At 58.7% G+C, this 23842-nt stretch carries 21 protein-coding genes and 2 pseudogenes; 12 read left to right on the top strand and 11 right to left on the bottom strand.

The window, feature by feature from the left end; translation table 11 throughout:
* Positions 1–552 precede the first annotated feature (552 nt).
* From hutH to AC1RJ3_RS03765, 3 genes and pseudogenes are all read right to left on the bottom strand, one after another.
* Positions 553–2091, bottom strand: coding sequence for a histidine ammonia-lyase (gene hutH, locus AC1RJ3_RS03775; RefSeq protein WP_103316192.1), 1539 nt, complete (start codon positions 2089–2091; stop codon positions 553–555).
* Positions 2092–2226: 135 nt separating this feature from the next.
* Positions 2227–2322: pseudogene (locus AC1RJ3_RS03770) on the bottom strand (glycine betaine/L-proline ABC transporter ATP-binding protein); the annotation flags it as partial.
* A 423-nt stretch (positions 2323–2745) separates the two neighbouring features.
* Positions 2746–2826 (bottom strand): annotated as a pseudogene (locus AC1RJ3_RS03765) (short-chain dehydrogenase); the annotation flags it as partial.
* A 249-nt stretch (positions 2827–3075) separates the two neighbouring features.
* Between AC1RJ3_RS03765 and AC1RJ3_RS03760 the strand changes: the two are divergent.
* Complete coding sequence (locus AC1RJ3_RS03760; protein ID WP_081013753.1) at positions 3076–3627, top strand: hypothetical protein; 552 nt, start codon at positions 3076–3078, stop codon at positions 3625–3627.
* A gap of 107 nt (positions 3628–3734) precedes the next feature.
* On the opposite strand, the gene AC1RJ3_RS03755 is transcribed toward AC1RJ3_RS03760, so the two are convergent.
* Positions 3735–3977, bottom strand: a complete 243-nt coding sequence (locus AC1RJ3_RS03755) for a short-chain dehydrogenase (RefSeq protein WP_493077848.1) — start codon at positions 3975–3977, stop codon at positions 3735–3737.
* 77 nt (positions 3978–4054) lie between these two features.
* Here AC1RJ3_RS03755 and AC1RJ3_RS03750 point away from each other — a divergent pair, with 77 nt between their 5' ends.
* Positions 4055–5500, top strand: coding sequence for a hypothetical protein (locus AC1RJ3_RS03750; protein ID WP_493077524.1), 1446 nt, complete (start codon positions 4055–4057; stop codon positions 5498–5500).
* A gap of 195 nt (positions 5501–5695) precedes the next feature.
* Here AC1RJ3_RS03750 and AC1RJ3_RS03745 read toward each other — a convergent pair whose 3' ends face one another.
* Positions 5696–7114, bottom strand: a complete 1419-nt coding sequence (locus tag AC1RJ3_RS03745; RefSeq protein ID WP_347929233.1) for an MFS transporter — start codon at positions 7112–7114, stop codon at positions 5696–5698.
* Positions 7115–7272: 158 nt separating this feature from the next.
* On the opposite strand from AC1RJ3_RS03745, the gene AC1RJ3_RS03740 reads away from it, so the two are divergent.
* On the top strand, positions 7273–7887 hold the full coding sequence (locus AC1RJ3_RS03740) for a helix-turn-helix transcriptional regulator (RefSeq protein WP_203226127.1): 615 nt from the start codon (positions 7273–7275) through the stop codon (positions 7885–7887).
* A 175-nt stretch (positions 7888–8062) separates the two neighbouring features.
* On the opposite strand, the gene AC1RJ3_RS03735 is transcribed toward AC1RJ3_RS03740, so the two are convergent.
* From AC1RJ3_RS03735 to AC1RJ3_RS03715, 5 genes are read right to left on the bottom strand one after another with little or no spacing between them, the layout of a single operon-like run.
* On the bottom strand, positions 8063–9391 hold the full coding sequence (locus AC1RJ3_RS03735) for an aspartate aminotransferase family protein (protein WP_347929234.1): 1329 nt from the start codon (positions 9389–9391) through the stop codon (positions 8063–8065).
* The gene (locus AC1RJ3_RS03730; RefSeq protein ID WP_493077521.1) at positions 9381–10505 is read right to left on the bottom strand and encodes an aminotransferase class III-fold pyridoxal phosphate-dependent enzyme; all 1125 of its coding nucleotides are present in this window, start codon (positions 10503–10505) and stop codon (positions 9381–9383) included. Before AC1RJ3_RS03730 ends, AC1RJ3_RS03735 begins: the two co-directional genes overlap by 11 nt.
* Positions 10506–10513: 8 nt before the next feature.
* The gene (locus AC1RJ3_RS03725) at positions 10514–11383 is read right to left on the bottom strand and encodes a TauD/TfdA family dioxygenase (RefSeq protein ID WP_347929236.1); all 870 of its coding nucleotides are present in this window, start codon (positions 11381–11383) and stop codon (positions 10514–10516) included.
* Between the two features lie 12 nt (positions 11384–11395).
* Complete coding sequence (locus tag AC1RJ3_RS03720; protein ID WP_493077519.1) at positions 11396–12928, bottom strand: AMP-binding protein; 1533 nt, start codon at positions 12926–12928, stop codon at positions 11396–11398.
* Positions 12925–13533, bottom strand: a complete 609-nt coding sequence (locus AC1RJ3_RS03715) for a thermostable hemolysin (protein ID WP_054596131.1) — start codon at positions 13531–13533, stop codon at positions 12925–12927. Before AC1RJ3_RS03715 ends, AC1RJ3_RS03720 begins: the two co-directional genes overlap by 4 nt.
* 501 nt (positions 13534–14034) lie before the next feature.
* On the opposite strand from AC1RJ3_RS03715, the gene AC1RJ3_RS03710 reads away from it, so the two are divergent.
* The 9 genes from AC1RJ3_RS03710 (at position 14035) to AC1RJ3_RS03670 (ending at position 22864) form a co-directional block, all read left to right on the top strand.
* On the top strand, positions 14035–14958 hold the full coding sequence (locus AC1RJ3_RS03710) for a LysR family transcriptional regulator (RefSeq protein WP_347929238.1): 924 nt from the start codon (positions 14035–14037) through the stop codon (positions 14956–14958).
* Between the two features lie 548 nt (positions 14959–15506).
* On the top strand, positions 15507–15698 hold the full coding sequence (locus AC1RJ3_RS03705) for a YegP family protein (protein WP_054596133.1): 192 nt from the start codon (positions 15507–15509) through the stop codon (positions 15696–15698).
* Between the two features lie 245 nt (positions 15699–15943).
* Positions 15944–16912, top strand: a complete 969-nt coding sequence (locus AC1RJ3_RS03700; protein WP_054596134.1) for a glycosyltransferase family 2 protein — start codon at positions 15944–15946, stop codon at positions 16910–16912.
* A 2-nt stretch (positions 16913–16914) separates the two neighbouring features.
* Positions 16915–17625, top strand: a complete 711-nt coding sequence (locus AC1RJ3_RS03695) for a class I SAM-dependent methyltransferase (RefSeq protein WP_347929239.1) — start codon at positions 16915–16917, stop codon at positions 17623–17625.
* Entirely contained in the window at positions 17622–18008 is a 387-nt protein-coding gene (locus tag AC1RJ3_RS03690; RefSeq protein ID WP_103316206.1) for a GtrA family protein, read from the top strand. Before AC1RJ3_RS03695 ends, AC1RJ3_RS03690 begins: the two co-directional genes overlap by 4 nt.
* Positions 18005–20101 carry a DUF6311 domain-containing protein gene (locus tag AC1RJ3_RS03685; RefSeq protein WP_347929240.1) on the top strand — a complete coding sequence of 699 codons (2097 nt, stop codon included), beginning with the start codon at positions 18005–18007 and terminating at the stop codon, positions 20099–20101. The genes AC1RJ3_RS03690 and AC1RJ3_RS03685 overlap by 4 nt, the downstream gene beginning before the upstream one ends.
* 100 nt (positions 20102–20201) lie before the next feature.
* Positions 20202–21146 (top strand): LysR substrate-binding domain-containing protein, encoded by a 945-nt coding sequence (locus AC1RJ3_RS03680; protein ID WP_054596138.1) that lies wholly within the window; start codon positions 20202–20204, stop codon positions 21144–21146.
* Between the two features lie 78 nt (positions 21147–21224).
* The gene (locus AC1RJ3_RS03675) at positions 21225–22415 is read left to right on the top strand and encodes a low temperature requirement protein A (protein WP_347929241.1); all 1191 of its coding nucleotides are present in this window, start codon (positions 21225–21227) and stop codon (positions 22413–22415) included.
* 83 nt (positions 22416–22498) lie between these two features.
* Complete coding sequence (locus AC1RJ3_RS03670; RefSeq protein WP_347929242.1) at positions 22499–22864, top strand: 5-carboxymethyl-2-hydroxymuconate Delta-isomerase; 366 nt, start codon at positions 22499–22501, stop codon at positions 22862–22864.
* A gap of 18 nt (positions 22865–22882) precedes the next feature.
* Here the strand turns inward: AC1RJ3_RS03670 and AC1RJ3_RS03665 are convergent, their stop codons facing one another.
* Positions 22883–23818: a LysR family transcriptional regulator gene (locus tag AC1RJ3_RS03665; RefSeq protein WP_054596141.1), complete on the bottom strand. Its 936-nt coding sequence runs from the start codon at positions 23816–23818 to the stop codon at positions 22883–22885.
* Positions 23819–23842: the final 24 nt, after the last annotated feature.

Here is a 23842-nt window from a genome sequence, read left to right as displayed (position 1 = left end):
TACAGAACCCAACCAGCTTGATTTCTTCGACATCTTGATAATTCCTGCCTAATCAATGGAGTGTTGCGATCTGATCCGGCTCAGGCCGAATCTCCTGTGCGGGTATGCACAACTATTTTTGTGCATACCATACAAAGCAGTAAAAACCAGCCAGGCAGCGGGCGAGCAAGCCTGTGCACGGCATTGCGCTACAAGTGAAATAGTGGAGAGGCAAAGAGGTTCTCGTGACTCTTACGCACACATACTTACTTGTACATACAAGGCTATGCAATCAAGCGGCCAACTTATTGGATCGCTTTTCTATAAAGCTCAGGTTTGGTGGGAATGGCTTTGGGACAAGGGTTTGGCGGGAGGCAATTTTTTTTGAGAGACTTTGCGAAGGTGTGACGGTCGTTACTTGAGTGTGGAATTGCGCTATGCCGGGGCGCTCGGTAACAAATTGAGAGATGTTGGTGCGCGATGGGGAACGATTGGGTGAGTGCTTTGGTGGCGATTATCCGCCGCAGCCACTTATGAATGGCTGCGGCTTGGCACGCTGCTTGGGAATCGATTTTAGTGCAGGCTCGGTAACGCGGTTTGCAGCAATTGCGGATCTTTCAACACGCTTGCTGCACTGGCGATATCTGGCGCCAGCCAGCGGTCCTGGTCGTAGGCCGGAACGCGCTCGCGCAGCAGTCGCCAAGCGACCTCCGTGCCTGCACCGAAGCATGGCCCCTTGAGAAAGTCGGCCTTGAGAAATTCGAAGGCCTGGGCCGCCAGCAGATACTCGATAGCGAGGATCTGCGTGCAGTTTTCCAGCGCCCGATGCAGCTTCAGTGCAGCGTTGGTGCCCATGCTCAGGTGGTCTTCCTGCAGACCCGATGTGACGTAATTGTCGAGCACCGCCGGTTGCGCCAGCTGACGATTTTCCGCACACAAGGAAGCGGCAACGTACTGGACGATCATCATTCCAGAGTTAACCCCAGGGTTGCTCACCAGAAATGCCGGCAAGCCACTGACGTGCGGGTTGATCAAACGGTCCAGGCGACGCTCGGCGATCGAGCCGATCTCCGCCATGGCGATCGCCAGCAAGTCGGCAGCCAAGGCCACCGACTGGCCGTGCGGGTTGGCCTGAGACATCACCCGGTAGTTATCCGGTGTACCCAGAAGCAGGGGGTTGTCGGTGGCGGAGTTGAGTTCGGTTTCGATCTGTCGGGTCGCGTGGTCAAGTTGATCACGGGCCGCGCCATGTACTTGCGGGATCGAACGGATGCTCAGTGCATCTTGAGTACGAATGCCCTTGCTGCTGGCGATCACTTCACTGCCATCGAGCAGGCCGCGCAAGTTGATGCCGACTTGCTGCATGCCCGGATGTGGCTTGAGGGCGATGATTTCAGCGTCGAATGCGTCGATCTGACCGCGCAGGGCTTCGAAGCTCATGGCACCGATCACGTCTGCCCACTGGATCAAGCGGGTTGCATCGGCGAGGGCGAGGCAGCTCAGGCCGGTCATGCACGGCGTACCGTTGACCAGGCACAGCCCGTCTTTTGCGCCCAACTGCACCGGCTTCAAGCCTTCTTCAGCCAAAGCTTGCTGCGCAGGGACGATCTGCCCGCGATAACTGACCTGGCCGACCCCCAGCAGACTGATGCCGATATGCGCCATGTGAGTCAGGTAGCCGACCGAACCCTGGGACGGTACTTGTGGGGTAATCCCGCGATTGAGCAAGGCCAATAGCGCTTCGACCACTTGCCGATGCAGACCGGATTTGCCGTGGCTGTAATTTATGATCGCCGCGCACATGATCGACCGCGTCTGCTCATCGGTCAGTGGTGCACCGACGCCACACGCGTGGCTAAGCAATGTATTGCGCGACAGTTGGCTCAGTTGTTCGCCTTGCAGCGAGACATTGCAGAGCGCGCCCAAACCGGTATTGACGCCATACGCGCGCTCGCCGCTGACGACGATGTGCTGGACGATGGCCTGGGCATTGTCGATCCGTGCCCAGGTTTGAGCCGACAATTCAAGCACAGCACCGTGCCGGGCAACTGCGACCACATCCTGCCAACGCAACGGCGCATCGGCGATAACAATTTTTTTAGCCTGTGACATGTGAAGCCTCACGCAGGGTTGTTGTCGAGTTACACCTGTGGCCAGAGGATTCGGCCCCTGGCCACATTGGATACACGTCGTTCGGAAAAACTCATTTCAAGCAGGTGCGGCAGGACGCTGAACGAAGCGATCAACCTATTCGTCAGCAGACGAGTCAAGGATCCCTTTCGGCGCACCAATCTGAATCAATCGGCCGTCCTTGAGAATCACGACGCGGTTGCCGATGCACACGTCTTTGTTGTGCGCGGCCTTGCTCTACAAGCAAGGCGGTGGAGGTGAAGAGGTTCCCGCGACTCTTGTGCACACACGTTTACTTGTACATACAAGAATATGCAATCAAGCGGCCAACTTGTTGGATCGCTGTTCAATAAAGCACAGGGTTTGACTGGAACGCTTTTGGGGCAAGGGTTTGGCCGGAGGCGATTTTTTCGGGAGGTTTTGCGAAGGCGTGACGGCTGTTACTTGAGCGTGGAGTTACGTCGCGCCGGGACGTTCGGTAACAATTGGGTGTGCTTAGGAAACGGCTACAAACCAGAGCTGAAATTTGATTCACTCCCCTCTTTGGGACTGAATGGTTTGAGCTGGAAGGTGTCCCCGTCGAGCAATCACATCGAGTCAATCGCAGCCGTTGCGTAGAGGAATGCAGCACCGCTACGCGAAGTCGCTGAGGATCACCGAGTCGATGGTGATGTCGCCACGCATCGCGAGGTTTTCCAGAATCTGCGTAAAGGCCCGGGTTCAAGCTCTTGGAAAAAGTATCGAGTATTTTGGCGTTGGATAAGCGAGCGCTGAAAATATCCCCCCTTTCATTGACCGCTTCCCTTCCAAGGCGCATTTCTTGTGATGATATCATTGAGCCATTAACTCAACTCTATTATCCTCCTCGCGTTTTCAGGGACAGCCGCCGACACTCCGGCCTTCATTCGCAGACCCTGATACGACGTTTACCGTTACTCGCCCCTTTTTGGACATCAAGGATCGACCATGCTCCGTTTGCTTTCTATCTCCCTGTTTGCCCTCGTTCTCACTGGCTGTGCTTCATCAGCCAAGGTCGAGAATATGCAGGTCAATCCCGCGCAAGCACAAACCTATGACGTTGCGCTTCGCGACAACATGAAAGTCGACAGTGTCGGCGGCGGCAGCACGACCAACCCGCTGTGGACTTCGCAGATCGAAAGCGCGGACTTCCGTTCGGCGCTCGAGCAATCGTTGAGCAACGCTGGCCTGCTGGGTAAGAACAGCAAGGCAAACTACGCCCTGCGCGCCAATCTGGTAAGCCTCGACCAGCCGCTGATCGGCCTGAACTTCACCGTCACTTCGATGGTTGAATACAGCCTGGTAGAGAATGCCACGGGCCGGGTGATCTGGACCGACAAGGTCAAGGCTCCCTTCACCGCCGGCGTCGGCGACTCGTTCTTCGGTGTGAAACGCCTGCGACTGGCGAACGAAGGCTCGGCACGGGAGAACATCAATGAACTGCTCAAGCGCCTGGCCGGGTTGAAGCTCGGCGCTGGTCAGGTGTCGCTGGCCCAGTAAGAAAGCATTTGTCCCCGTTATTTTGGGGGCGAATCCCTATCTCTGCGCCATACCTATAAAAAGCCCCCGTAGCTGAAAAGTTAGGGGGGGCTTTTTCTTTTTTGAGGTTATTGCTTGGCGCGTTCGCTTGCGGGCGACGGCTGCGCATCCAGACGTCGTGCAATCACATCGAGCAAGTCGCAGCCATCGCGTAGAGGAATGCAGCAGAGCTGCGCGAAGTCGCTGAGGATCACTGAGTCGGTGGTGATGTCGCCGCGCATCGCGAGATTTTCCAGAATCTGCGTAACGGCCCGGATTCGATAACCGGCCGTGTCGAGCAGTACGTGCAATTTCAGATACCCATCGGTGATGGGCGAAAAAAATGTGCCGAACTATCAACAAGATTTTTATCTTTCACCCGCCCCTAATTTTCAAGGACCGTATCCGCATGGACGCCAGCTCTACCTTTTTCCGCCACCCGGTTGTGTTGGGCTTCTCGCTGCTGGCCCTGAGTCTGACCGGTTGCAGCTCCAGGCCGATCCCGCAGGAACCCAAGGTGCACCCGGGCCTGGCCGTCTTCAATGAGGCCCTCACGTTGCCCGTCCTGGAGCACTCCATTGTGCGCGAAGGCGACAAGGTGACCTACTTGGTCACGCGAGTGGGCAACTCTGCGATCTATGCCAGGTTCAATGCGTCCTGCAAGCAGGGTCCGAACAGCATGTTCTATCCCACCCGTAACGGTTTGAGCGCGTTTACCGACCAGCCAATGACCAGCACTGCTTTGCCGGCGGAGCAAAGTCAGCAGTTGCAGCACAGTGCGCAGTTGCAACAGGTATGCACACAACGTCCCACGCCCGATTGGCGGATGCTGGAATTAGCCGAGGATCAGGATTGGCTGATGCTTGACCGCAATAGCCTGCAACAGGAAGGCGGACTACTGTATGTCTGGGCCGGCCGCGATTATCGGCACTACCTTATTGCCAGCGACGGAGCCGCGCTGATAGCTCAGAGCCAGGAGCGACTGGCCTTGGACTGCAAGCAGCAAACGGTCACTGCACTAAGCCAGTTCATGATCGATGGCTCGCACGAAGTCTCCAGCGGCAAAGTCGAAAGGCAGGCTGTGCCGCAACCGCTGATGCAGGCTTCGGCCGACCGGCAACGCGTGTTCAAGGCCGCTTGCCTGCCGCAAGCGGAGCTGGCCAGGTTGCCTGTCTTCAACGCACGCCAAACCTTGCCGCCGGTCATCAGCACGCCGACGGTTGCACCGTCAGTCGTAGCGGCCATCCAGGCCCTGGACCTGCCCGCGCCGGCCAGGCCCCTGCGCCACCTGGGATATCGCTATGACATGGTGATGTTTAACGGGACTAAACTTGGCGACTTCTCCAAGGAGGTCTTCATCAGCACCGACAGCGCCTCGGGGCAAACTCTGGTGCAGCCAGTGGACTTTGTGCTCCCGCCTGCGATCAACCTGACCTTCCGTGGCTTGTTCGATCTGGCCAGCCACAACATCGACAAAGAAACCGGCAAGGAAGTGGCGGATTCGCGGCCCCTGGTCGACCTGAGCTTTCAGGGTGACTGGCGCAACTTGCCGCTCAAGACCCAGGTCAGCTATATCGAAACCCGGGCAGAGCCTGCCAACGCTGACGGCAGCCCTTCGCACAAGACCAGTGAACCCAGGACTGTGACCTGCCAGATCGTCCGCGAACAACCTGCCAGCGCCTTGCATCCGACTCTGCTGGGCTCGGCCAAGCTCCTCAATTGCACCAAGATGAAAGCCCGCGGGCTGGATTGGACCGATCTGTCCTGGTACCTCGCCGACTATGGACAGTTCGTTCATGTTCTCGAGAACAGTCCGGTAGGTCTGTGGAAGTGGCGCATCGAGTCGGTGCGCTGATAAGCCCGGAAGCATGACGCCATGACATCCAGTGTTGGTGATGGCGAATGATGAAAACGCCGCTTGTCTCGACATGAGAAAGCGGCGTTTTACTTGGTTTTCACCGTAGAGTTTGAAATAAAAAAGCTCTGGTCTCCGGCTTAAGTGAACAGAATGGCGGGTAATGCCGGGTTTTTTATTGAAGCGCGACCCGATTCAAACCGCTGCAAGCCCCGGCCGAATCCGCGCCGACCGCACCGCAGTCACCAGCGCCAGAATCGGTGCAATGGTAAACAGCGCAAACAGCCAGCGTGCGGCGTTGGCAGTGCCTTGCATGTTGCTCGGGTCGTTGAGTCCGGCCATGTTGGCGATCATCCCGGCCAGTGCCGCGCCGAGTGCGGTGGCGAACAGTTGTACGGTGGTGATGGATGAAGCCGCCGAGTCCTGGTCTTCGGCCGAGGCCACTTGCAGGACTCGGGTCAGCAGGTGTGGCCAGCCGATACCGATGCCGAATCCCACCAGGGTCAAGGCAATGCAGATCGGGGTGAGCAGCGCCCAGTCTCCACCACTGTCGAACGGTATGGCGACGGCCAGGATGATCAGTCCGACCAGTACGAACACCGGGCCACTGATGATTGCGCGGCGCACGCCACGCTCGCGCCAGCCGGAGCTCATCACTTCGGACAGCGTCCAGCCAGCCGCCATGAGGGCCGCCAGGTAGCCGGAAATCAGCGGCGTCTGCCCGTGCAGGGTTTGCAGGAAGTACGGCACGAAGATTTCGCTGGTCATGCCAACCACCAACAACCCCATGGTCGCGTACAGCGCACAGAGTGGGGTGTTGAGCCGCAAGGCATCCTTGGGCAGCAGGCGTGTCAGGGTGCTGGATTCATGACGAACCAGGAAGAACACCAGCAGCAGGCAGAGGCCTATGCCCAGCAGGTTCCAGGTCGGAAGCGACGAAGCGCTGCCGATGCATACCGAGAGCACCGCCGCAGCCAGCAGGAACAGTTGCAGCAAGGGCAAGCGGCCCACGGGCGGTTGATTCATGTCACGTTTGGGCAATACGCTGCTGGTCAGCAGGATGTACGCCAGCGTCACCGGCACCAGCGTGCCAAAGGCTAAACGCCAGGCATCCATTTCCGCAAAGATGCCGCCGATGGCCGGGCCGATCAGCGTGGCGATCCCCCACATGCCCGAGACCAGGGCCATGGCCCGGGGCCAGAGGCGCTCTTCGAACACCAGCTGAATCATCGAGTAGCACAGGGCGAACATCAAGCCGCCGCCCAGGCCTTGCACCGCGCGACCGACCAACATCACTGGCATGCTCGGTGCCAGGGCACAAATGAGGCTGCCAGCGAGGAAAAATAACGAGGCTATCGCATAGGAAACGCGTGGCCCTGTGCGTTGCAGGATTTTGGCCGTGAGCGCGGAGCCGAGGATGGATGCGACGACGAACAGTGTGGTGTTCCAGGCGTACAGGTCGAGCCCGCCGATTTCCTTGACCACGGAGGGCAGGATAGTCGTAGCGATGTAGATATTGATCGCGTGCAGCGTAACGCCTCCTGACAGTGCGATGGATCGCGCGGCGTTTTTTCCGGAGAGTAAATCGCTCCAGCTGCTTCCTTGTGTAGACATACAACCTCCTGCTGTGACTCGCGACCCGGCGGATTGCGAGAGTCAATTGCCTGCTTTCAAGGCTTGGGTTAGATTTACCAAGTTAATTCTTTAAATATTGAAGCTGCGAGGGCTGTTGTTTGTCAAGTAAACACTTGGAAAACCAGGATGACGTGTCGATGTCGGCTGCCGACCGACTGCTTCACATGCTCAAGACCCGCGGCCCGCAACTGGCGGCCGATGCCGGACGCGCGATGGGCACCACGGGGGAAGCGGCGCGCCAGCAGTTCGTCAAACTGGCCGCCAGTGGCCTGGTGGAGGCTCAGTCCGAGGCCCGAGGCGTCGGGCGCCCGTCGCAGGTCTGGCGTCTGACGGCGGCCGGCCATGCGCGGTTTCCCGATACCCATTCGGAGCTGACCGTGCAGCTCTTGCAGACCGTGCGCGAGACCTTCGGGCCCGAGGCCATCGATCGTCTGATCGACGTTCGCGAGCAGCAGAGTCGCACCTTGTACCTGCAAGAGCTGGCCAGTGCCGAGACCCTTCAGGAACGGGTCAAGCGCCTCGCGGCCCTGCGGGCCCGCGAGGGCTACATGGCCGAGTGGAGTGAGCAACCGGATGGGGCCTTTGTGCTGATCGAAAACCATTGTCCGATCTGCGCGGCGGCGACCGCGTGTCAGGGTTTCTGCCGTGCCGAACTGGATGTGTTCGAGCAGGTTCTGCAAGCCAGGGTTGAGCGTGTGGAGCACATTCTGATGAATGCCCGCCGTTGTGCTTACCGCATTACTCCGGTCTGAAGTGCCCTCGAGATACTCATTTGCGGCACACCAGGGCCAACTGATCGTGCTGCCGGGGATGACCCCGGCAACGATGTCAGTGGGGGAGGGTTACTGAGCGGGATCACCGCCTGCCATTTTGGCAAGGCGGCCTCCAGGCGCTTGCCGAACTACCGGGAAAGATCGTCCTCGCGAATCATCGGTCTGCGCTCCGTGGGGTCATGGCGTAGGGGATGCGGTAGAGATTGCGGATGATCGGCGTCATCAGTTTGAGCAGCCAGCGCGGCTTGCTGGCGACGGCCTCGAGGGATTCTTCCAGGGCCTTGAGGACCTGGCTCACTTGCGCGGTGCTGATGGTCAGCGGTGGATAGAAACGCAACACCGGCGCCGAGGCTTTTTCGTTCAACGAGTGCCCTGAGTGAACCCCGCGTTTGCTCAGTTCCATGCTGATCAGGTTTTCCCACACCGCGCCCTTGAGGCGTAAACCGGTCATCAGGCCAATCGCTGGCGCGTCGCTGATGATCTGCGGGTAGGCTTCGGCCAGTAGCTGCAATCCCTGACACAACTGTGTGCTGGCAGCCTGGGATTTTTCGATCAGTTGGCCTTCTTCAATCGCATGAATTGCGGCCAGGGCCGTTTCGCAGGCATAGGGCAAACCGCCCTGGCCGCAGACCTGATCTTCAAGAGGGTCGAGTGGCTGCCGGTCGATCAAGGCGCGGCTGTACATCACCGCCGCGATGGCTGCGTAGCCGCCAGTCAAGCCCTTGGACAGCACCATGATGTCAGGCACCACGTTGTCGTAATCGACGCCGAACCATTTGCCGCAGCGACCGAACGCCGTCTGGATTTCATCGGCGATCATCAGGCAGCCGTGGGCGCTGCACAACTCGCGGATCCGCGTGTTGTAGCCGGCTTCGGGCAACGTCAGGTGGGCACCGCCGAGGATCGGCTCGATGTAGACCGCCGCCACCTGGTCGGTGATGGCGTGTTCCAGGGCGGCGAAGTCGCCGTAGGGAATGAAGTCGACCATCACGCGGTTCAGGCCATGCTGGTTGCTTTGGTACTGCTGGCCGAGGATCGCCATAGTGGTCAGGGTTTTGCCATGGTAGGCATTGCGCATGACCACGATCCGTTTGCGCGGCAACTGGCGTTTGAGCGCATAGCGCAAGGTTTGCTCGATGGCTTCGGCACCGGTCATGGTGTAGCGCACATCGCCCCACTCGCCGGGAGCCAGACGCTTGAGGGTCTCGCTCAGTTGGTGCTGCGAATTGTGGGTCAGCCCCTCGGGCTGCCAGGCCATCCGGTTCAGCTGACGCTGGCTGGCGTACTTGACCTGAGGGTTCTGGTGACCGACCAGGAATATTCCATAGCTGCACGCACAATCGATGAAGTGCTTGCCGCGATGGTCGGTAACGATCGCCCCTTCGGCGGAGCGTTCGATGCCGGTATTGGCAATGCGATAAAGCTTGGCCGCCGAGGGCGTCCAGTGTTTGTAGCAGTCATCCACCAGGCGGTTAAGCAGCATATTGCAAAGTCCTTTTTATCAGGTGTGCGGCGTCGACCACGCGCTCCGTGCGCGCGACCAATGGGCAACGCAAGAGCAGTTCGCGCCCGCTTGGCCGGCGAATATGCACACCGGCGGCGTACAGCGCCCGTTGCGCCTCGAGGGCTTGCTCGGTGCTGGCCAGCGGAACTTTGACGATGCCACCGATGGCCCTTGCGTTGAGGTCGGCCAGTTCGCTGGCCAGCGCCTTGCCGTTGTCGAGACTGCGCTGGTCCAGCCGCTGTTCCTGCGCGTAGCGCAGGGCAGTCTGTGCCGCGATGCACGATGGCGGGTTACCCGCCGTGGTGCTCCCGTGTTTGGCCGGTGTGGCTTTGCCGTAGGCCTTGTAGGCCAGCGCATGACTGCAGGTGTAGGTGCCGATGGGGATGCAGCCGCCGCCCAGGCTTTTGCCCAGGACGACGATGTCCGGGCGCGCACCGGACAGGTTCTGCGACAGCAGATGCCCGACGCTGCCCAGGCAGGTGTCGACGTCATTGAACAGGGTCACAATTCGCTGGCTGTTGGCGATCCGTTCCAGACTGGCGATCAGCATCGGGTCGATCGCTTCCAGCAGCCCGTTGGCGGCCGTGCGCAACGGGCCGTAGCACAGGGCAAAACAGTCCTGCCAGATCGCCATGTCCGGCAGGTCGTGCACGGAGTCGACGTGCACCACCTTGATCCCCAGAAACTCCCCGGACTCTGGATAAAGCCCAGGGGCGCTCAGGTAGCGCCCGTAAGACAATGAACCGTACGCCACGCCCCCCACGGCGATCACTGTGCGCCGATGGGGGTTGATCGAACGCGCGAGTTTCAGTGCACCTTCAAACGCCTCGTCGCCAGAGTTGCAGACGTACGAGTTCTCCAGTCCTTCGGGCATGAACTCGCTGAGTTGCTTGCACAACTCGATCAACGGCGCGGACAGCAGGACACGGTTGGACAGGCCGATTTTATCGACCTGCCGACTCACGGCCTGCACCACTTCGGGCACTTGCAGGCCGAACCCGCCACTGAGGTCAATCAGTTGATGGCCGCGGTTGTCGATGAAGCTTTCGTACTGGCCTTCGACGGCCCAGGTTTGCTCTGGATGATTCGTCATGGCGGCCATTACCGATAGCTCAGCGCATTGAAAATGCGACGCTGGTCATCGATGATCGCTTGCCGGCCGTGCATCACCCGACGGTTGTCGATCATCACCAGGTCCAGGTCCTGCCAGCCCACGGTATGCGTATTGCGTTCGGTGACCGCGATGATTTCCGCCAGCAGATCGGCGGGAATCTCTTCGCCGTTCTCGAAGTCGATCACCGGTTTTTCGTAGTTGAAGGACGGCCCGAGAATGCTGTTGGCGAAGGCTGGGTGCTCACAGAAACTGGAGGTCTGGCACGCCGGGACACTGTAGGCGTAGGCCACGCAATCGGTGCTTGGGTTGTACTCCATCCGGGTGTTGGGGTCCTGGCCGATGATCTCGCTCAGGTGCTCGAAGCTGGCGTCTTCCAGCTGCTGGATTTCCGGTTTGTAGTAGCTGACGATCTTGCGCCACTTTTCGCCCGTCACCGTGCGGCGGTAGCGGATGCGGCTGCTCTCGAAGCGCTGACGGGCCTCTTCGCTGAGTTCCTGGTAGACCTTCACCCCATCGCACAAGGTGGTTTGCGAACCTTTGGTGGGGGCGATCTCGCAGAAGAACCAGGTCAGGTCAGGCCAGATCGGCGCGTTGCCGTTTTCGCAGTGCAGGCCCACGGCGTCGGTGCCGGCGTCGACCAGTTGTGCGACGCCTTTGGCGATCACGCGACCCGGGTCCAGGCTCAGGCGCGAACTGTGTTTTTTCACGAAGGCACCGAACTCGTCCAGCGACTGGATGCAGTTGCGGAAGATAATCACGCCGGCGTTCGAAAGCTCTTCGAAAACCGCCGCAGTGTCGGCGCTCAAGGCATACGCGCGATCGGTGATGACACTCGCCTGATAAGTAGATTGAGTCATGTCGCTAATCCTTTAGTGAGTACATGTCTGACGATGCAGGTCGGTGGCGTGCGCTCTACGGGCCGGGCCATTGAGGGCATAGAGGCTTTGCAGCTGCGGGGCGTCCGGCGCCAGTGGCCAGATGGCCTGCGGCAGTTCGACTTCCGAGAAGCGCTGTTGCGCCCAGTCCCGGGTGTGCTGGTGATCGAATTGCGGTCCGACGCTGAGCACGATCGCCAATTGACCGTCCGTGGTCATGAACATCAGCGCATCGTTCACGCCGGCTTGCTCTTTGAACTCCAGCTCGATTTGTTCCGGAGAAACATTGCGGCCGTTGGGCAGGCAGATGATATTTTTCTCGCGTCCGGTGATGAACAGGAAACCCTGGTCATCGAACTCGCCGATATCACCGGTGCGCAGCCAGCCATCCTCGGTGAAGGAGCAGGCGCTCGGATCGACCCACGAGTAGCCCTGGAACATCGAGCTGCTTTTGATTTCTACCCGTTGCTGATCCGTCATCCGGACCTGGACGTGCGGCAGGGGTTTGCCAACGCTGCCCAGCTTGCTGTTGGCCGGGGTGTTGACGCTCACCACCGAACCGTTCTCGCTCAATCCGTAACCTTGATGAACCTGAATACCCTGCGCGCTCAGGCGCTGCAGTTTTTCGCTGCTGATCGGAGCGCCACCGGCGGTGATGTACAACTCGTTGCGCAGCAACGACAGCAGCTCCGTGTCGGTGTTTTGCTCGGCCACTTCAAGGAGCACGTCGAGCATGATCGGCGGTACGGTCACCGCGCTTGCCCGGGTTTTGAGCAGTTGCGCCAGAATCGCCGAGGTGTCGAAGCCCGCTTCGCCGATCAACGGCGTGTGCTCGTCGAGGAAGTACACCGTGCCGCCGGACAGCAGCGGCAGGTAGACCGCCGTGACCTGTTCGATCAACAGGCTCAGCGGCACCACCGACAGGTAGCGCTCTTGATAGCTGGCCGGGACCACGCCGAGTAGCGATTGCAGCACGGCGCTCAGGCCGCCCAGGCTTTGCTTCACGCCTTTGGGCTTGCTGGTGGTGCCGGAGGTGTGGATGACTTTGCAGGTCCATTCGGCATCGGCGCTGTCGATGAAGCTCGGGCCCGTCGGCACCGGAGCCGGGGTCTCGAGTGCGCTGGGCACATGGATCAGGCGGCTGGCGTTCAGGTCGATTTCCCAGCGCTTTTCCAACGTCTCCCGGCCTTTGTCATCGACCAGGAAGCCCGAGCATTCGAAGGCCAGGTGTTCGGCCTGGTACTTGCTGAAGCCCAACGGCAGCGGCAAGGAGGTGAAGCCGAAGAGCAGGCAGGCGAAGTCGGCGATGACCCAGTCGCTGCTGTTGCGCATGACGATGCCGATGGTGCGCTTTTCGTCGGTGAACTGACGGTTCATGTGTTGCCCCAGCTGCCGGGCATGCTCCAGCACCTGGGTGTAGGTCAGGCGCCGCCCACCCGTGCCGTCTGCCGCAGGAATATCGACGACGCACACGGCATCCGGTGTGCGTTGGGCCTGGGCCAGCAAGTCTTCGACGAAATGCGTCATGCTGCTTGCTCGCTCTGCACGTCGAGTCGGAAAACGGTCTTGAGGACGGTCTCGTGATAGTGACGCTTCATATCGCCCAGCTTGATGTAGCCGGTGATGGGCGTCTGCTCGTAGTAGGAGCCCCATTCGACTTCCGCTTGTGGGGTCATGCGTTGCGGGTCGGCATCGCAGATCTTGTTGACCTTGACGTTGCAGTAGCCCATCGATTTGATCAATTGCGGTGTGCAGGTGCACAGCACGTAGCGTGCGCCCATGCACCAGGTCACCATTGAGAGCATGTTGAACAGGGTCTGGCCGGCAGCCGAATTGATCGATGCGGTATTGCCGATTTCGACGATGCTGTCGCGTTCAATCCGGGTGTTGGTGATGCGCGACAGCGTCTCCTCGGACGGTGAGTCCAGATAACACTCGGACAATAGAGGGCCTGACTTGGCGAAACTGAAACCGGCACACGACTGAATGGAGTCATTGTTATCGAATACGATTAAAAAGTACTCGGGAGATGGCTCGATGATGGCGTTAAAGGCTTTCATATACCGACGTTTAACAAAGTCAACGGCGGACTTCCAGAGTAGGGTGTTGCGTTTGGCTACTTGAGTACGCATGCAAGTTTTCCTTTCTTTTCTGCGTGGATCGATAGACGGGTTGTTTTGGTACAACAGTGCTAAAGCCTCCTGTTGTTACGGCAACAGGCGGCTTATCCATGCCCTATGTAATAGCGTGGTTTAATCAAGTTATTGGATTGATTTTTATAGTGTTTTTATTCAGTTGTGACGAATTTTCAGGCTGCCACACGCCTCCGCAGAAAAGGCCACAAGGGGATGTGCGGTTTTTTCTGAACGGAAGATAGGGGCGTGGTTTGACGTGTCAGCGAGTAGCGAATCCTTCCGATGGATTAATGAGATAGCGTCCTGCTTGGCGTGGCGTTTTATCATGAGCGGCTTGATTGTTTTAAATGAATTAATTAGTCGCTATTCATTCAGAATCTTCATGTGAGGCATGAGGGCAATCGCGGTATCGATGGTGTAGGGCGAGAGGTTTTTTTGTGGTAAAACGCCGAGCCGCAGTAGCGGTGGTTTTTACCCGATACGGACATGGAGGTTCGAATGTTTTCCAGGATCAGTCTCGACCAGTGGCAGGCTTTTGTTTCTACAGTCGAGTGTGGAGGTTTCCAGCAGGCCGGCGAGTATATGTTCAAGTCACAGTCGGCCGTCAGCCATTCGGTCAACCGCATGGAAACCCTGCTGGGTCAGGAACTGTTCCTGATCGAGGGGCGCAAGGCCGTATTGACACCTCTGGGCCAGGCCCTGTTGCCTCAGGCCAAGCATCTGCTGGGCTCGGCGAAAAAGCTTGAGCGACTGGCCATTCAGTACCAGCCGGGGTTGTGTATCGAACACTCGCTGGCGGTCGACATGCTGTTTCCCGCCAACGTGCTGGAGCAAGCGCTGTCACGCTTTTCTTCGGTTTTGCAGGGGTACCATGTCCGGCTTCACGAAACGGCCGTGTCCGGCGCATACGAATTGCTGGAAAACGGCAAGGTCGAGTTGGGCATCGCCAGTAGTCTGCCGGAGGGCTATATCCAGGAGTTCCTGCTCAACGTTTCACTGCTGTGTGTCGTGGCGTCTGATCACTCTCTGGCCCATTTCAATGGCGAGCTGAGCCTGGCTGACATGAAAGACTACCGGCAAATCGTGGTTAGCGATTCGGCTATCCGCAACTCCCAGAACAGCAGTTGGTCCGGCGCGTCCCAGTGCTGGACCGTAAGCAACCTGAGCACCGCGCTGACGTTTGTCGAACGCGGTCTGGGTTTTGCCTGGTTGCCTGAACACATGGTCAGCGACAAGCTGGCGAGCGGTCAGTTGCGCCTGGTACCACTGTGTCATCAACGCGAATGCAACGTGCCGATGTATATGGGATTCCTGGAAGAGTACAGGTTCAACCCGGAAGTCCGGCTGATGACCGACATCATTCGCGAGCAGTGCCGGAACATTAATAGCGCCAAGGCCGATACTCTGGCCCTGGCGCTCTGATGTGGTCGACCGAGACGGGTGGGCTGGTCAATTATCCTCGGCGCTCGGCAGGCTCTTGAGGAGTTGATTGATGCGTTTGACCTCTTCGGCTTTGGCGCACTGTTCCCCGTGCTTATAGAGACGGCATGGGGTATTTCCTGAAATCGATGAGATGACAGGACTATCCCTTGGCGGGTGATGAACAAAAAAGCGACTTTTTTGAGGTATATCCACCCAGGGTGCTCATCATCGGGCGTATAGCGGTCGCAGCAAACAGGTATGGGGGTGGTGCAAAGACGGAACGATCCTGTTTGTTCCGTGCTTTTTTCCAGCAGGTCGGGATGAATGCGGCCTAGGCTCTGTATGAAAAATAAGTACGATTTCCTGAAAAATGACACTGTTCAGTCAGCCTTTTAACTGGCCTCAGTGTCTGTTGGCTTTCGTTGGGGTGGAGGGTATTTTGGGTAATGTCTGCTTACTTTTGATCGCCGTTAAATCTTGAATCACTCGTCTACTCTGCCTGCACAGACCAGGAGTCTGTCGTTATCAGCAGTCGCAAGGAGCGAACCATGTACTTTGAGATCTACAGGCAGTCACGAGGCACCCCGCTTACCGGGAAGGGCCAATGGCGCTGGCGTTTAAGGGCGGCCAATCATGAGACGGTTGCCAGCGGCGAGTCGTACGTCAACAAGGCGGATTGCCTGCACGTGATCGGGTTGATCAAAAGCGTCCACAACGAAACGTCGGTGAAGGAAATCTAGGCTGTACCTGTTGGTGTGTGGAAACGAAGCTGCTCAGGCACATCGAGCAGCTTCGCAGCTTTGGCGTCTGCTGAATCAGGTCATCCGCCAGGTGGCGAAAGGGGGGGTAAATGAATGGCCAAAATCGCCGCAGTTTCGCCCTTGCATCACCTCCCACGCTCCTGCTTAATGTCACGCAGCTCATGGCGCTGGAGATTAGCCGGCGACCTCGGATAGCAGAAAAATCACTATAAAAAGAGCAATCAGTGACTCATCAGCATGGAACGCATTGGGGCGAGCATGTGGCGCTATCGCTCGTCATTCCGGTCTTTAATGAAGCTGCCACCATCGATTTGTTCATGGCGCGGATCACTGACGTCTTCAAGGATGAGGCGCTGGTCGGTCTGGAGATGGTGTTCGTCAATGACGGCAGTACCGACACCACGCTGGAGCTGCTTCTGGAGCGCCAGAAGACTGACCCCCGCGTGCGAATCGTCGATCTGAGTCGCAATTTCGGCAAGGAAGCGGCGTTGACCGCGGGCTTGCAGACTGCCACTGGCCAGGTGGTAGTGCCCATCGATGTCGATCTCCAGGACCCTCCCGAAGTTGTCCTCCAGATGATCGCCCGCTGGCGTGAAGGCTATGAAGTGGTGCTGGGCCATCGCGTGAGTCGTCACAACGACTCTTGGGCCAAGCAAACCTCCGCCAACTGGTTTTATCACCTGCACAACAAAATCTCTGATCAGCCGCTGCCGAAAAATGTCGGTGATTTTCGGCTCATGGACCGCTGCGTGATCGATGCCTTGCAGACCTTGCCGGAGTCACGGCGTTTCATGAAGGGCTTGTTCGCCTGGGTCGGGTTTCGGACGACCCATGTCGATTACGAGCGTCCGGAGCGGGTGGCGGGGGAAAGCAAATTCAATGGCTGGCGCTTGTGGAATTTCGCGCTGGAAGGCATCACCAGTTTCAGCACCGACCCGCTCAAGGTCTGGACGTATCTGGGGCTGTTGGTGTCGGTGGTTTCTTTTTCATTTGCCACTTTCATTGTGCTGCGGACGTTGTTGACCGGGATCGATGTCCCGGGCTACGCCTCGCTGATGGTTGCCGTCACCTTTCTGGGGGGGCTGCAATTGATCGGTATCGGGGTGCTGGGTGAGTACCTGGGCAGAACCTACATCGAATCAAAACGCCGCCCGGTTTTTCTGGTGCGTCGCGTCCATAACGCCAAGGACTGACCATGGATCTCAAGGAAACCGACATCCTCGGTTCAAGCATCGAGCAGCATTGGTATTACCGCTCGAAAGCGGCGGCGACGACTCGTTTGCTGGGCAATGCGCGGGTCGACAGGATTCTTGACGTAGGTGCGGGTTCGGGGTTCTTTTCCCATCATCTGCTGACCCATACGGCAGCCACCGAGGCCTGGTGCGTGGACATCAGCTACGAAGCGGATTCGGATGCCACGACCGCCGGGAAACCGGTGCACTATCGCCGTTCGATCGACTCGGTTGATGCCGATCTGGTGCTGCTGATGGATGTGCTGGAACATGTCGATGACGATGTCGGGTTACTCAAGGCGTACGTCGATAAAGTCCCGTCCGGGAGTCGTTTCCTGATAACCGTGCCGGCGTTCCAGTTTCTCTGGAGTGGGCACGATGACTTTCTTGAACACAAACGGCGCTATACCTTGGCGCAAATGGAAGCAGTGGCCAGGGACTCCGGTTTGATAGTGAAGAAGGGGGCTTATTATTTCGGCGCGGTGTTCCCGATTGCAGCGACCCTGCGGTTGCTGTCCCAAGGCGCACAGCCTTCGCCGCCACGCTCGCAACTCAAGCAGCACCATCCATTGGTCAATACGCTGCTCAAGACCTTGTGCAGTATCGAACGTCCGTTCATGGGCGCGAACCGCCTGGCGGGTCTGACGGTGTTCGTGCTGGCGCAGAAACCGTGACCTCAGCCGAAAAATCAGCCCTGATCAAGCGTGGCCTGCGTTTTGCCGTGACCGGGTTATTCGTAACGGCCCTGCATGCGGTGGTGGCCGTGTTGCTCATCAACTACGTGCTGGCGCTGCCACCCGTGGCCAACGGTGTAGCGTTTTCTGTGGCGACCCTGGTTTCTTATGTGATCAACACGAGCTGGAGTTTTTCCAGCCGATTGCATGGCCGGACGCTGGCGCGCTTCATGATGGTTTCCGGGGCCGGTTTACTACTGGCGATGCTGGTGGCCTGGGCCGCACAAATGGCCGGGCTTCATTACTTGCTGGGGATAGGGGCGGTGGCGCTGACCATTCCGGCCTTTACGTTTGTATTGCATAACTTCTGGACGTATCGATGAAGGTTTCGGGCAAGCATTGGGCGATCGGGTTATTGCCCCTGTTAATGGGCGTGGTGGCATTTTTCATGGTGATCGGGCCACGGGCCCTGGACCCGCAAAACATTGCCTGGCTGGAAAGCGGCGATCCGGCGACCCATTACTTGGGCTGGACGTTCTTTCGACATTCTCCCTGGACTTTTCCGCTCGGACTTAACCCGTCCTATGGGTTGGAACTGGGCAGTGCGATCATTTTTTCCGATTCCAATCCGCTGTTGGCGCTGCTGTTCAAACCCTTCAACTCAATCCTTCCCGAGACGTTCCAGTATTTCGGTATTTGGCTGCTGGCATGTTTTGTTCTGCAAGCCTGGTTTGCCTGGAAGTTGCTGGGGCTGGTTACGCCCAGTGTTGCGCTCAGGGTGCTGGGGTCAGGCCTGTTTCTGTTTTCGCCGCCGATGTTCTTGCGCATGGGGGGGCATTTGTCCCTGGCCGGGCATTTTCTGATTCTGGCCGCGCTCTATCTGGCCCTGCACCCGGGCGTGCAGAAGCGCCGGGTGGCCTGGGGAGCGCTGTTGGCGGCGACGGCGATGATCCACGCTTATCTGCTGGCCATGGTGGCTTTGATCTGGGTAGCCGATGTTGCCGGCCGAACCCTCAAAGGCCAGTTGACTCGATGCACTGCATTCATCGAGGTGGTCTTGCTGTTTTTGCTGGTGAGTCTGTGCTGCTGGCAGGCGGGCTATTTCAGTATCGCGGATGGTATGGCTTCCGGTGGTTTTGGCTTGTACCGCATGAATCTGCTGGCACCGATCGACTCCAGCGGCTGGTCGTTGATCTTGCCGGACTTGCCCGAGGCCAGCGGCGACTACGAGGGTTTCAACTACCTCGGGTTGGGGACGCTGGTGCTGGCGATCTGCGCCTGCGTCGTACTGCTGCGACGTACAACTGACTTTGGCAGTGCGGTGCGCCGTTTGCCGGTTCTGCTGTTGGCGTTGATTGGGCTGACGCTGTTTGCGCTCTCGAACGAGATCGGTGTCGGCCTGCTCAGTGTTCATTACCCATTGCCGGAAAAAATCATCAAGCTGGCGAATATCTTTCGGGCGTCGGGGCGGATGTTCTGGCCGGTGTTCTATGCCATCGTGTTTGCCGTCATTTTCCTGGTGGTGCGTGGTAACCGGCCGCGCACCGCGCTGTGTTTGCTGGCATTGGCACTGGTTGTTCAGGTCGTTGATACCCGCAACGGATGGGTGGGTTTACGGTACGCGAGGATGATGACGCCTACCTCCGAATGGTCAACAGCATTGCATGACCCGTTCTGGTCCAGCGCCGCCGCCCACTACGCGAATATTCGTTCTTTACCGCCGCAGAACCAGTCGCAGACCTGGCTCCCGTTAGCCACCTACGCGGCTACTCATGGTCTGAAAACCGATACGGCTTATCTGGGGCGTATGAGTTCTACGGCGCTTGAGCACGCTCAGCAAAAAGCCGGACAAATGCTCAAGACTGGGCAGTTCGACCGTGATTCGCTGTATATCCTCGACGAAAGTGCCATGCTTGACGCAGTGAAAAGCGTCAACAGCGATACCGATCTGCTGGCCCGCATTGACGGCTTGGTGGTGCTTGCGCCGGGCTGGAAGCAATGTGCTGAATGCCTTCCGGTCGTGGACGAAGGGCGTTCGATGCAGTCAGTGCCGTTGATCAAACTCGGGCAGCAACAACGGTTCAACTACAAGACCCCTCATCTGGCCCATGGCTGGTCTACCCCGGAAACCTGGGGCACATGGTCCGAGGGAGAGGAGGCTGAGATCGTGCTTCGGGTTCAACCTCAGGCTCAATCCATCGTGATCGAGGCGCTGGCCTTTGTGCTACCGATGCATCTTGGTCAGGACGTGGTTTTTACCATCAACGGCGTACAAGCCGTTTCGACACACCTGACCCAGCTTCAGGACAATCGCATCGAAATCCCCCTGACTGCGGCCATCCACGAAGCCATCGCCAGGGACACGCTGATGCGGATTCATGTGCAGTTACCCGACGCGATCAGCCCGAAACAGCTGGGACTTGGGGAAGATCAGCGCGTGATGGGCCTGGGGGTGAAGTCGTTGACCGTACAGTAAGTCGCCGCAGCCTCTGGTTCACATGCAGCGCTCATACCGATAGACGCCGTCCCCCCGGCCTTTCTAAACTGGCCTAAGTATTGAGAGCCGGGAGCAGCTGATGAACCGCAATGAACTGCGTAAGGCCGACATCAATTTGATGGTGGTATTCGAGACGCTGATGCTCGAACGCAACGTGACGCGAGTGGCGGAGAAGCTGTTTCTCGGGCAACCGACCATCAGCTCGGCACTCAACCGTTTGCGGGCGATGTTCAACGATCCGCTGTTTATCCGGGTCGGCCACCGCATGGAGCCAACGGCGCGGGCCGAGGAACTGATTCAACACCTCTCGCCGGCGCTGGATGCGTTGTCCTCGGCGTTGAGCCTGACCCACCACTTCGAACCTGCCAGCAGCACCATGACCTTTCGCATCGGTTTGTCCGATGACGTCGAATTCGGCCTGCTGCCACCGCTGTTGCGCGCATTGCGCCAGGAAGCGCCGCAAGTGGTGTTCGTGGTTCAGCATGTCGATTACTGGCGGATCCCGGACTTGCTCGCGTCCGGTGACATCACGGTCGGCATCAGCCAGACCCGCGGCCTGCCGGCCAATGCCAAGCGCAAACTGTTGCGGCACATTCAGCCCTGCATACTGCGCGCCGATGCCTGCGATACGCCGCTGACCCTCGATGAGTACTGTGCACGGCCGCATGTGCTGGTTTCGCACACGGCCAATGTCAGCGGTTATGCCGACGAGTGGCTGGCCGAGATCGGTCGCAAGCGCCAGGTGGTGCTCTCGGTGCCGCAATACAGTGCCTTGCCGGCCCTGCTCGCGGGGACCGACCTGATTGCCAGCCTGCCAGACTACGCGGCAGCGGCGATGGCCGCCTCGGGTCAGTTGTTCATGGAACCGTTCCCGTTCAAGACGCCGACCCTGGACCTGTCCATGGTCTGGTTGAGCCACGTCGATAGCGACCCCGCCGAACGTTGGCTGCGTGCACGGCTCGAAGCCTTCATGAGCGAGCGCGGTGTGTCCGGGATACAGAGCGACAAATTGCTCGGACGGTAACCGGCGGCGGCTTGCTTGCCCGACATAGTGTTGTTTTGCTGCCAGTGTTTTCCCGATGACTGACCGGAGATCCATCCCATGAGCAGTTCCCGTTCTCTGTTGCGTGGGCGCGGCAGTCAAGACAGTGGCAAGGTTGGCATGATCGAGCTGTTTTTCGATCTGGTGTTCGTGTTCGCCGTCACCCAGCTTTCTCACACCTTGCTCGCGCACCTGACGCTAGGTGGCGCGGTGCAGGTCGCCTTGATGATGGTGGCGGTGTGGTGGGTGTGGATCTTCACCTCTTGGGTGACCAACTGGCTGGACCCCGAAAAGTTGCCGATCCGCCTCGGCCTGTTCGGTTTGATGGTCGCCGGCCTGTTGCTGTCGTCGTCGATTCCCAAGGCTTTTACCGAGCATGGAGTGATGTTCGCCGCAGCCTTTGTCTTCATGCAGGTCGGCCGCACGCTGTTCGCGATCTGGGCGGTGCGTGGCGAGCCGTTGAATATGACCCGTAACTTCCAGCGAATCCTGGCGTGGATGGTGCTGTCCGGGGTGTTCTGGATCAGCGGCGCGCTGCTTGAAGGCGATCAGCGCCTGGCCTGTTGGGCGCTGGCATTACTGATCGAACTGATCTCGCCGTCGTTGTACTTCTGGGTGCCGGGGCTCGGCCGTTCAACGCTGGCCGACTGGAACGTCGAGGGCAATCACATGGCCGAGCGCTGTGGTCTGTTCGTGATCATTGCCCTGGGCGAGTCGTTGCTGGTGACTGGCGCAACGTTCGCCGATCTGGTGCTGAACTGGCAGGCGCTGGCGGGTTTTTTGATTGCCGTGCTGGGTAGCGTGGCCATGTGGTGGGTGTATTTCGACAGCGGCGCCGAGCGCGCTCACCACCGGATCGCCCATTCCAGCGACCCTGGGCGGCAGGCGCGGATTGCCTACACCTATCTGCATGTGTTGATCGTTGCCGGAATCATCGTCAGCGCGGTGGCCGATGAGCTGGTGCTGGTGCATCCGGAACAGGCGAGCGATGCCGGGATCCTCGTGATTGTCGCCGGGCCCTGGCTGTTCTTGCTGGGGTGTGCGTTGTTCAAGTGGGTCATGGCCGATCGGATTTTGCCGCCGCTGTCTCATCTGGCGGGCCTGGCGCTGCTGCTCGCGCTTTTGCCTGCGGCGCTGAATCAGCTGTTTTCAGTGTTGGTACTGGGAGGGCTGACCACCACGGTGATGATTCTGGTAGCCGCGTGGGAAACGCGGGTACTGCGTGAATCGCTACCGGCGCAGGAGCATTGACGCGCAGGTGTTTTCGCGGGGAAGGGCTGGGGCGCTCTATGGTATATCTACGGCCCTTCGTTCAATCCTCAAGGAGCATCGCAATGCCTCACCTGCACATGGAGTACACCGCCAACCTGCCGAACCTCAATGCCGATGTGGCGTTGTTGCGCTTGAACAACGCATTAGTGGCGTCCGGGCAGTTTTCCGCAGAGTACGATATCAAGAGCCGTGCGGTGCAGGTCGACGCATTCCGGGTCGGCACCGGGTTGGGCGAGCGTGGTTTTGTGCATGTGAAGCTGGCATTGCTGAGCGGGCGCTCGCCCGCGATCAAGAAGCAATTGTCCGAGAGCCTGTTGGCGGTGGTGCAGGATCTCTGCGAATGGCCTGCCAGTGTTGATGTGCAGCTATGCGTCGAGATTCTGGATATCGATCGCGATTCCTACGCTAAGACTGCCATCAGTCACTGATACCCTGCGCGCCGATCCTCAGATAAAACCCTGTTCTGTGCAGGCCTTGACCACTTGCTCGCGAAGCCAGGTGTTGGCGCTGTCCAGCTCGTGGGTTTGACTCCACTGCATCTCAAGGGTGAACCCTGGTACGCCGTTCGGCGCCTCGCAATGGCTGAAGACCGAGTCTTTGGCCAGCAGGTGCTGGATGCGCCGGGGCATGGTCAGAATGAAGTCGGTCCCGGTGATCAGCTTCAGTGCAGCGCTGTAGCTGTTGGCGCGTGCAACGATCTGGCGTTTGTGCGCCTGTTGGGCGAGCCAGCCGTCGACCATGTTGGTGGTGGACGTCCACGGCGTGGGGAACACGTGTCGGCGCTCGACGTAGGCTTTGAGGCTGATGCGAGGCTCCAGCGGCGTCGCCCGTTTATCGAAAACGCACACCAGATCGTCCTCAAGCAACACCTGGGATCTGAAATCAGTGTGGCTGCGATGAAAGTTCGGGCCGAAGCCGATCACCAGGTCGAGGCTGCCATCGCGCAGCTCTTCGGCGGGTATGTCGGTTTCGAGTTTGTGCACATTGACGATCACCGGCAGGTCGGCGAAATCGAAGTTTTTCAATAGCCGCGGCAGGATCAGTTGCTCGAAGTATTCCGGCGCACAGATATTGAAGGTCACGGCTTGCTGCGTCGGGTCGAACGCCTGAACCCCGGCATGGCACAGGTTGATGCTTTCGAGAATCTTCTGCACGTGTGTGTACATGGTGCCGGCCTTGTAGGTCGGACGCATACCGGTGCGGGTATTGATGAACAACTCGTCCTCGAAACTGGTGCGCAGTTTCTTCAGGCAGTAACTCACCGTGGACTGGCTGACAAACAGCGCTTCAGACACACCGGTGACGCTGCTTTGCTCATACACGGCGATGAACACCATGAGGTCCTGCATGTCGAGCTTTCTAAGCAAGTTACTGTTCAGCATCCGTACTATCTCACTCCGCTCGTT

Source organism: Pseudomonas sp. GW822-FHT04C11 (genome assembly GCF_058800905.1).
This window is presented reverse-complemented; position numbering and strand designations above follow the sequence as displayed.

Excerpts from the sequence above, each read along its gene's own strand:
- hutH (WP_103316192.1), bottom strand. The coding sequence starts at position 2,091 with ATGTCACAGGCTAAAAAAATTGTTATCGCCGATGCGCCGTTGCGTTGG.
- AC1RJ3_RS03760 (WP_081013753.1), top strand. The coding sequence starts at position 3,076 with ATGCTCCGTTTGCTTTCTATCTCCCTGTTTGCCCTCGTTCTCACTGGC.
- AC1RJ3_RS03750 (WP_493077524.1), top strand. The coding sequence starts at position 4,055 with ATGGACGCCAGCTCTACCTTTTTCCGCCACCCGGTTGTGTTGGGCTTC.
- AC1RJ3_RS03745 (WP_347929233.1), bottom strand. The coding sequence starts at position 7,114 with ATGTCTACACAAGGAAGCAGCTGGAGCGATTTACTCTCCGGAAAAAAC.
- AC1RJ3_RS03740 (WP_203226127.1), top strand. The coding sequence starts at position 7,273 with ATGTCGGCTGCCGACCGACTGCTTCACATGCTCAAGACCCGCGGCCCG.
- AC1RJ3_RS03735 (WP_347929234.1), bottom strand. The coding sequence starts at position 9,391 with ATGCTGCTTAACCGCCTGGTGGATGACTGCTACAAACACTGGACGCCC.
- AC1RJ3_RS03730 (WP_493077521.1), bottom strand. The coding sequence starts at position 10,505 with ATGACGAATCATCCAGAGCAAACCTGGGCCGTCGAAGGCCAGTACGAA.
- AC1RJ3_RS03725 (WP_347929236.1), bottom strand. The coding sequence starts at position 11,383 with ATGACTCAATCTACTTATCAGGCGAGTGTCATCACCGATCGCGCGTAT.
- AC1RJ3_RS03720 (WP_493077519.1), bottom strand. The coding sequence starts at position 12,928 with ATGACGCATTTCGTCGAAGACTTGCTGGCCCAGGCCCAACGCACACCG.
- AC1RJ3_RS03715 (WP_054596131.1), bottom strand. The coding sequence starts at position 13,533 with ATGCGTACTCAAGTAGCCAAACGCAACACCCTACTCTGGAAGTCCGCC.
- AC1RJ3_RS03710 (WP_347929238.1), top strand. The coding sequence starts at position 14,035 with ATGTTTTCCAGGATCAGTCTCGACCAGTGGCAGGCTTTTGTTTCTACA.
- AC1RJ3_RS03705 (WP_054596133.1), top strand. The coding sequence starts at position 15,507 with ATGTACTTTGAGATCTACAGGCAGTCACGAGGCACCCCGCTTACCGGG.
- AC1RJ3_RS03695 (WP_347929239.1), top strand. The coding sequence starts at position 16,915 with ATGGATCTCAAGGAAACCGACATCCTCGGTTCAAGCATCGAGCAGCAT.
- AC1RJ3_RS03685 (WP_347929240.1), top strand. The coding sequence starts at position 18,005 with ATGAAGGTTTCGGGCAAGCATTGGGCGATCGGGTTATTGCCCCTGTTA.
- AC1RJ3_RS03680 (WP_054596138.1), top strand. The coding sequence starts at position 20,202 with ATGAACCGCAATGAACTGCGTAAGGCCGACATCAATTTGATGGTGGTA.
- AC1RJ3_RS03675 (WP_347929241.1), top strand. The coding sequence starts at position 21,225 with ATGAGCAGTTCCCGTTCTCTGTTGCGTGGGCGCGGCAGTCAAGACAGT.
- AC1RJ3_RS03670 (WP_347929242.1), top strand. The coding sequence starts at position 22,499 with ATGCCTCACCTGCACATGGAGTACACCGCCAACCTGCCGAACCTCAAT.
- AC1RJ3_RS03665 (WP_054596141.1), bottom strand. The coding sequence starts at position 23,818 with ATGCTGAACAGTAACTTGCTTAGAAAGCTCGACATGCAGGACCTCATG.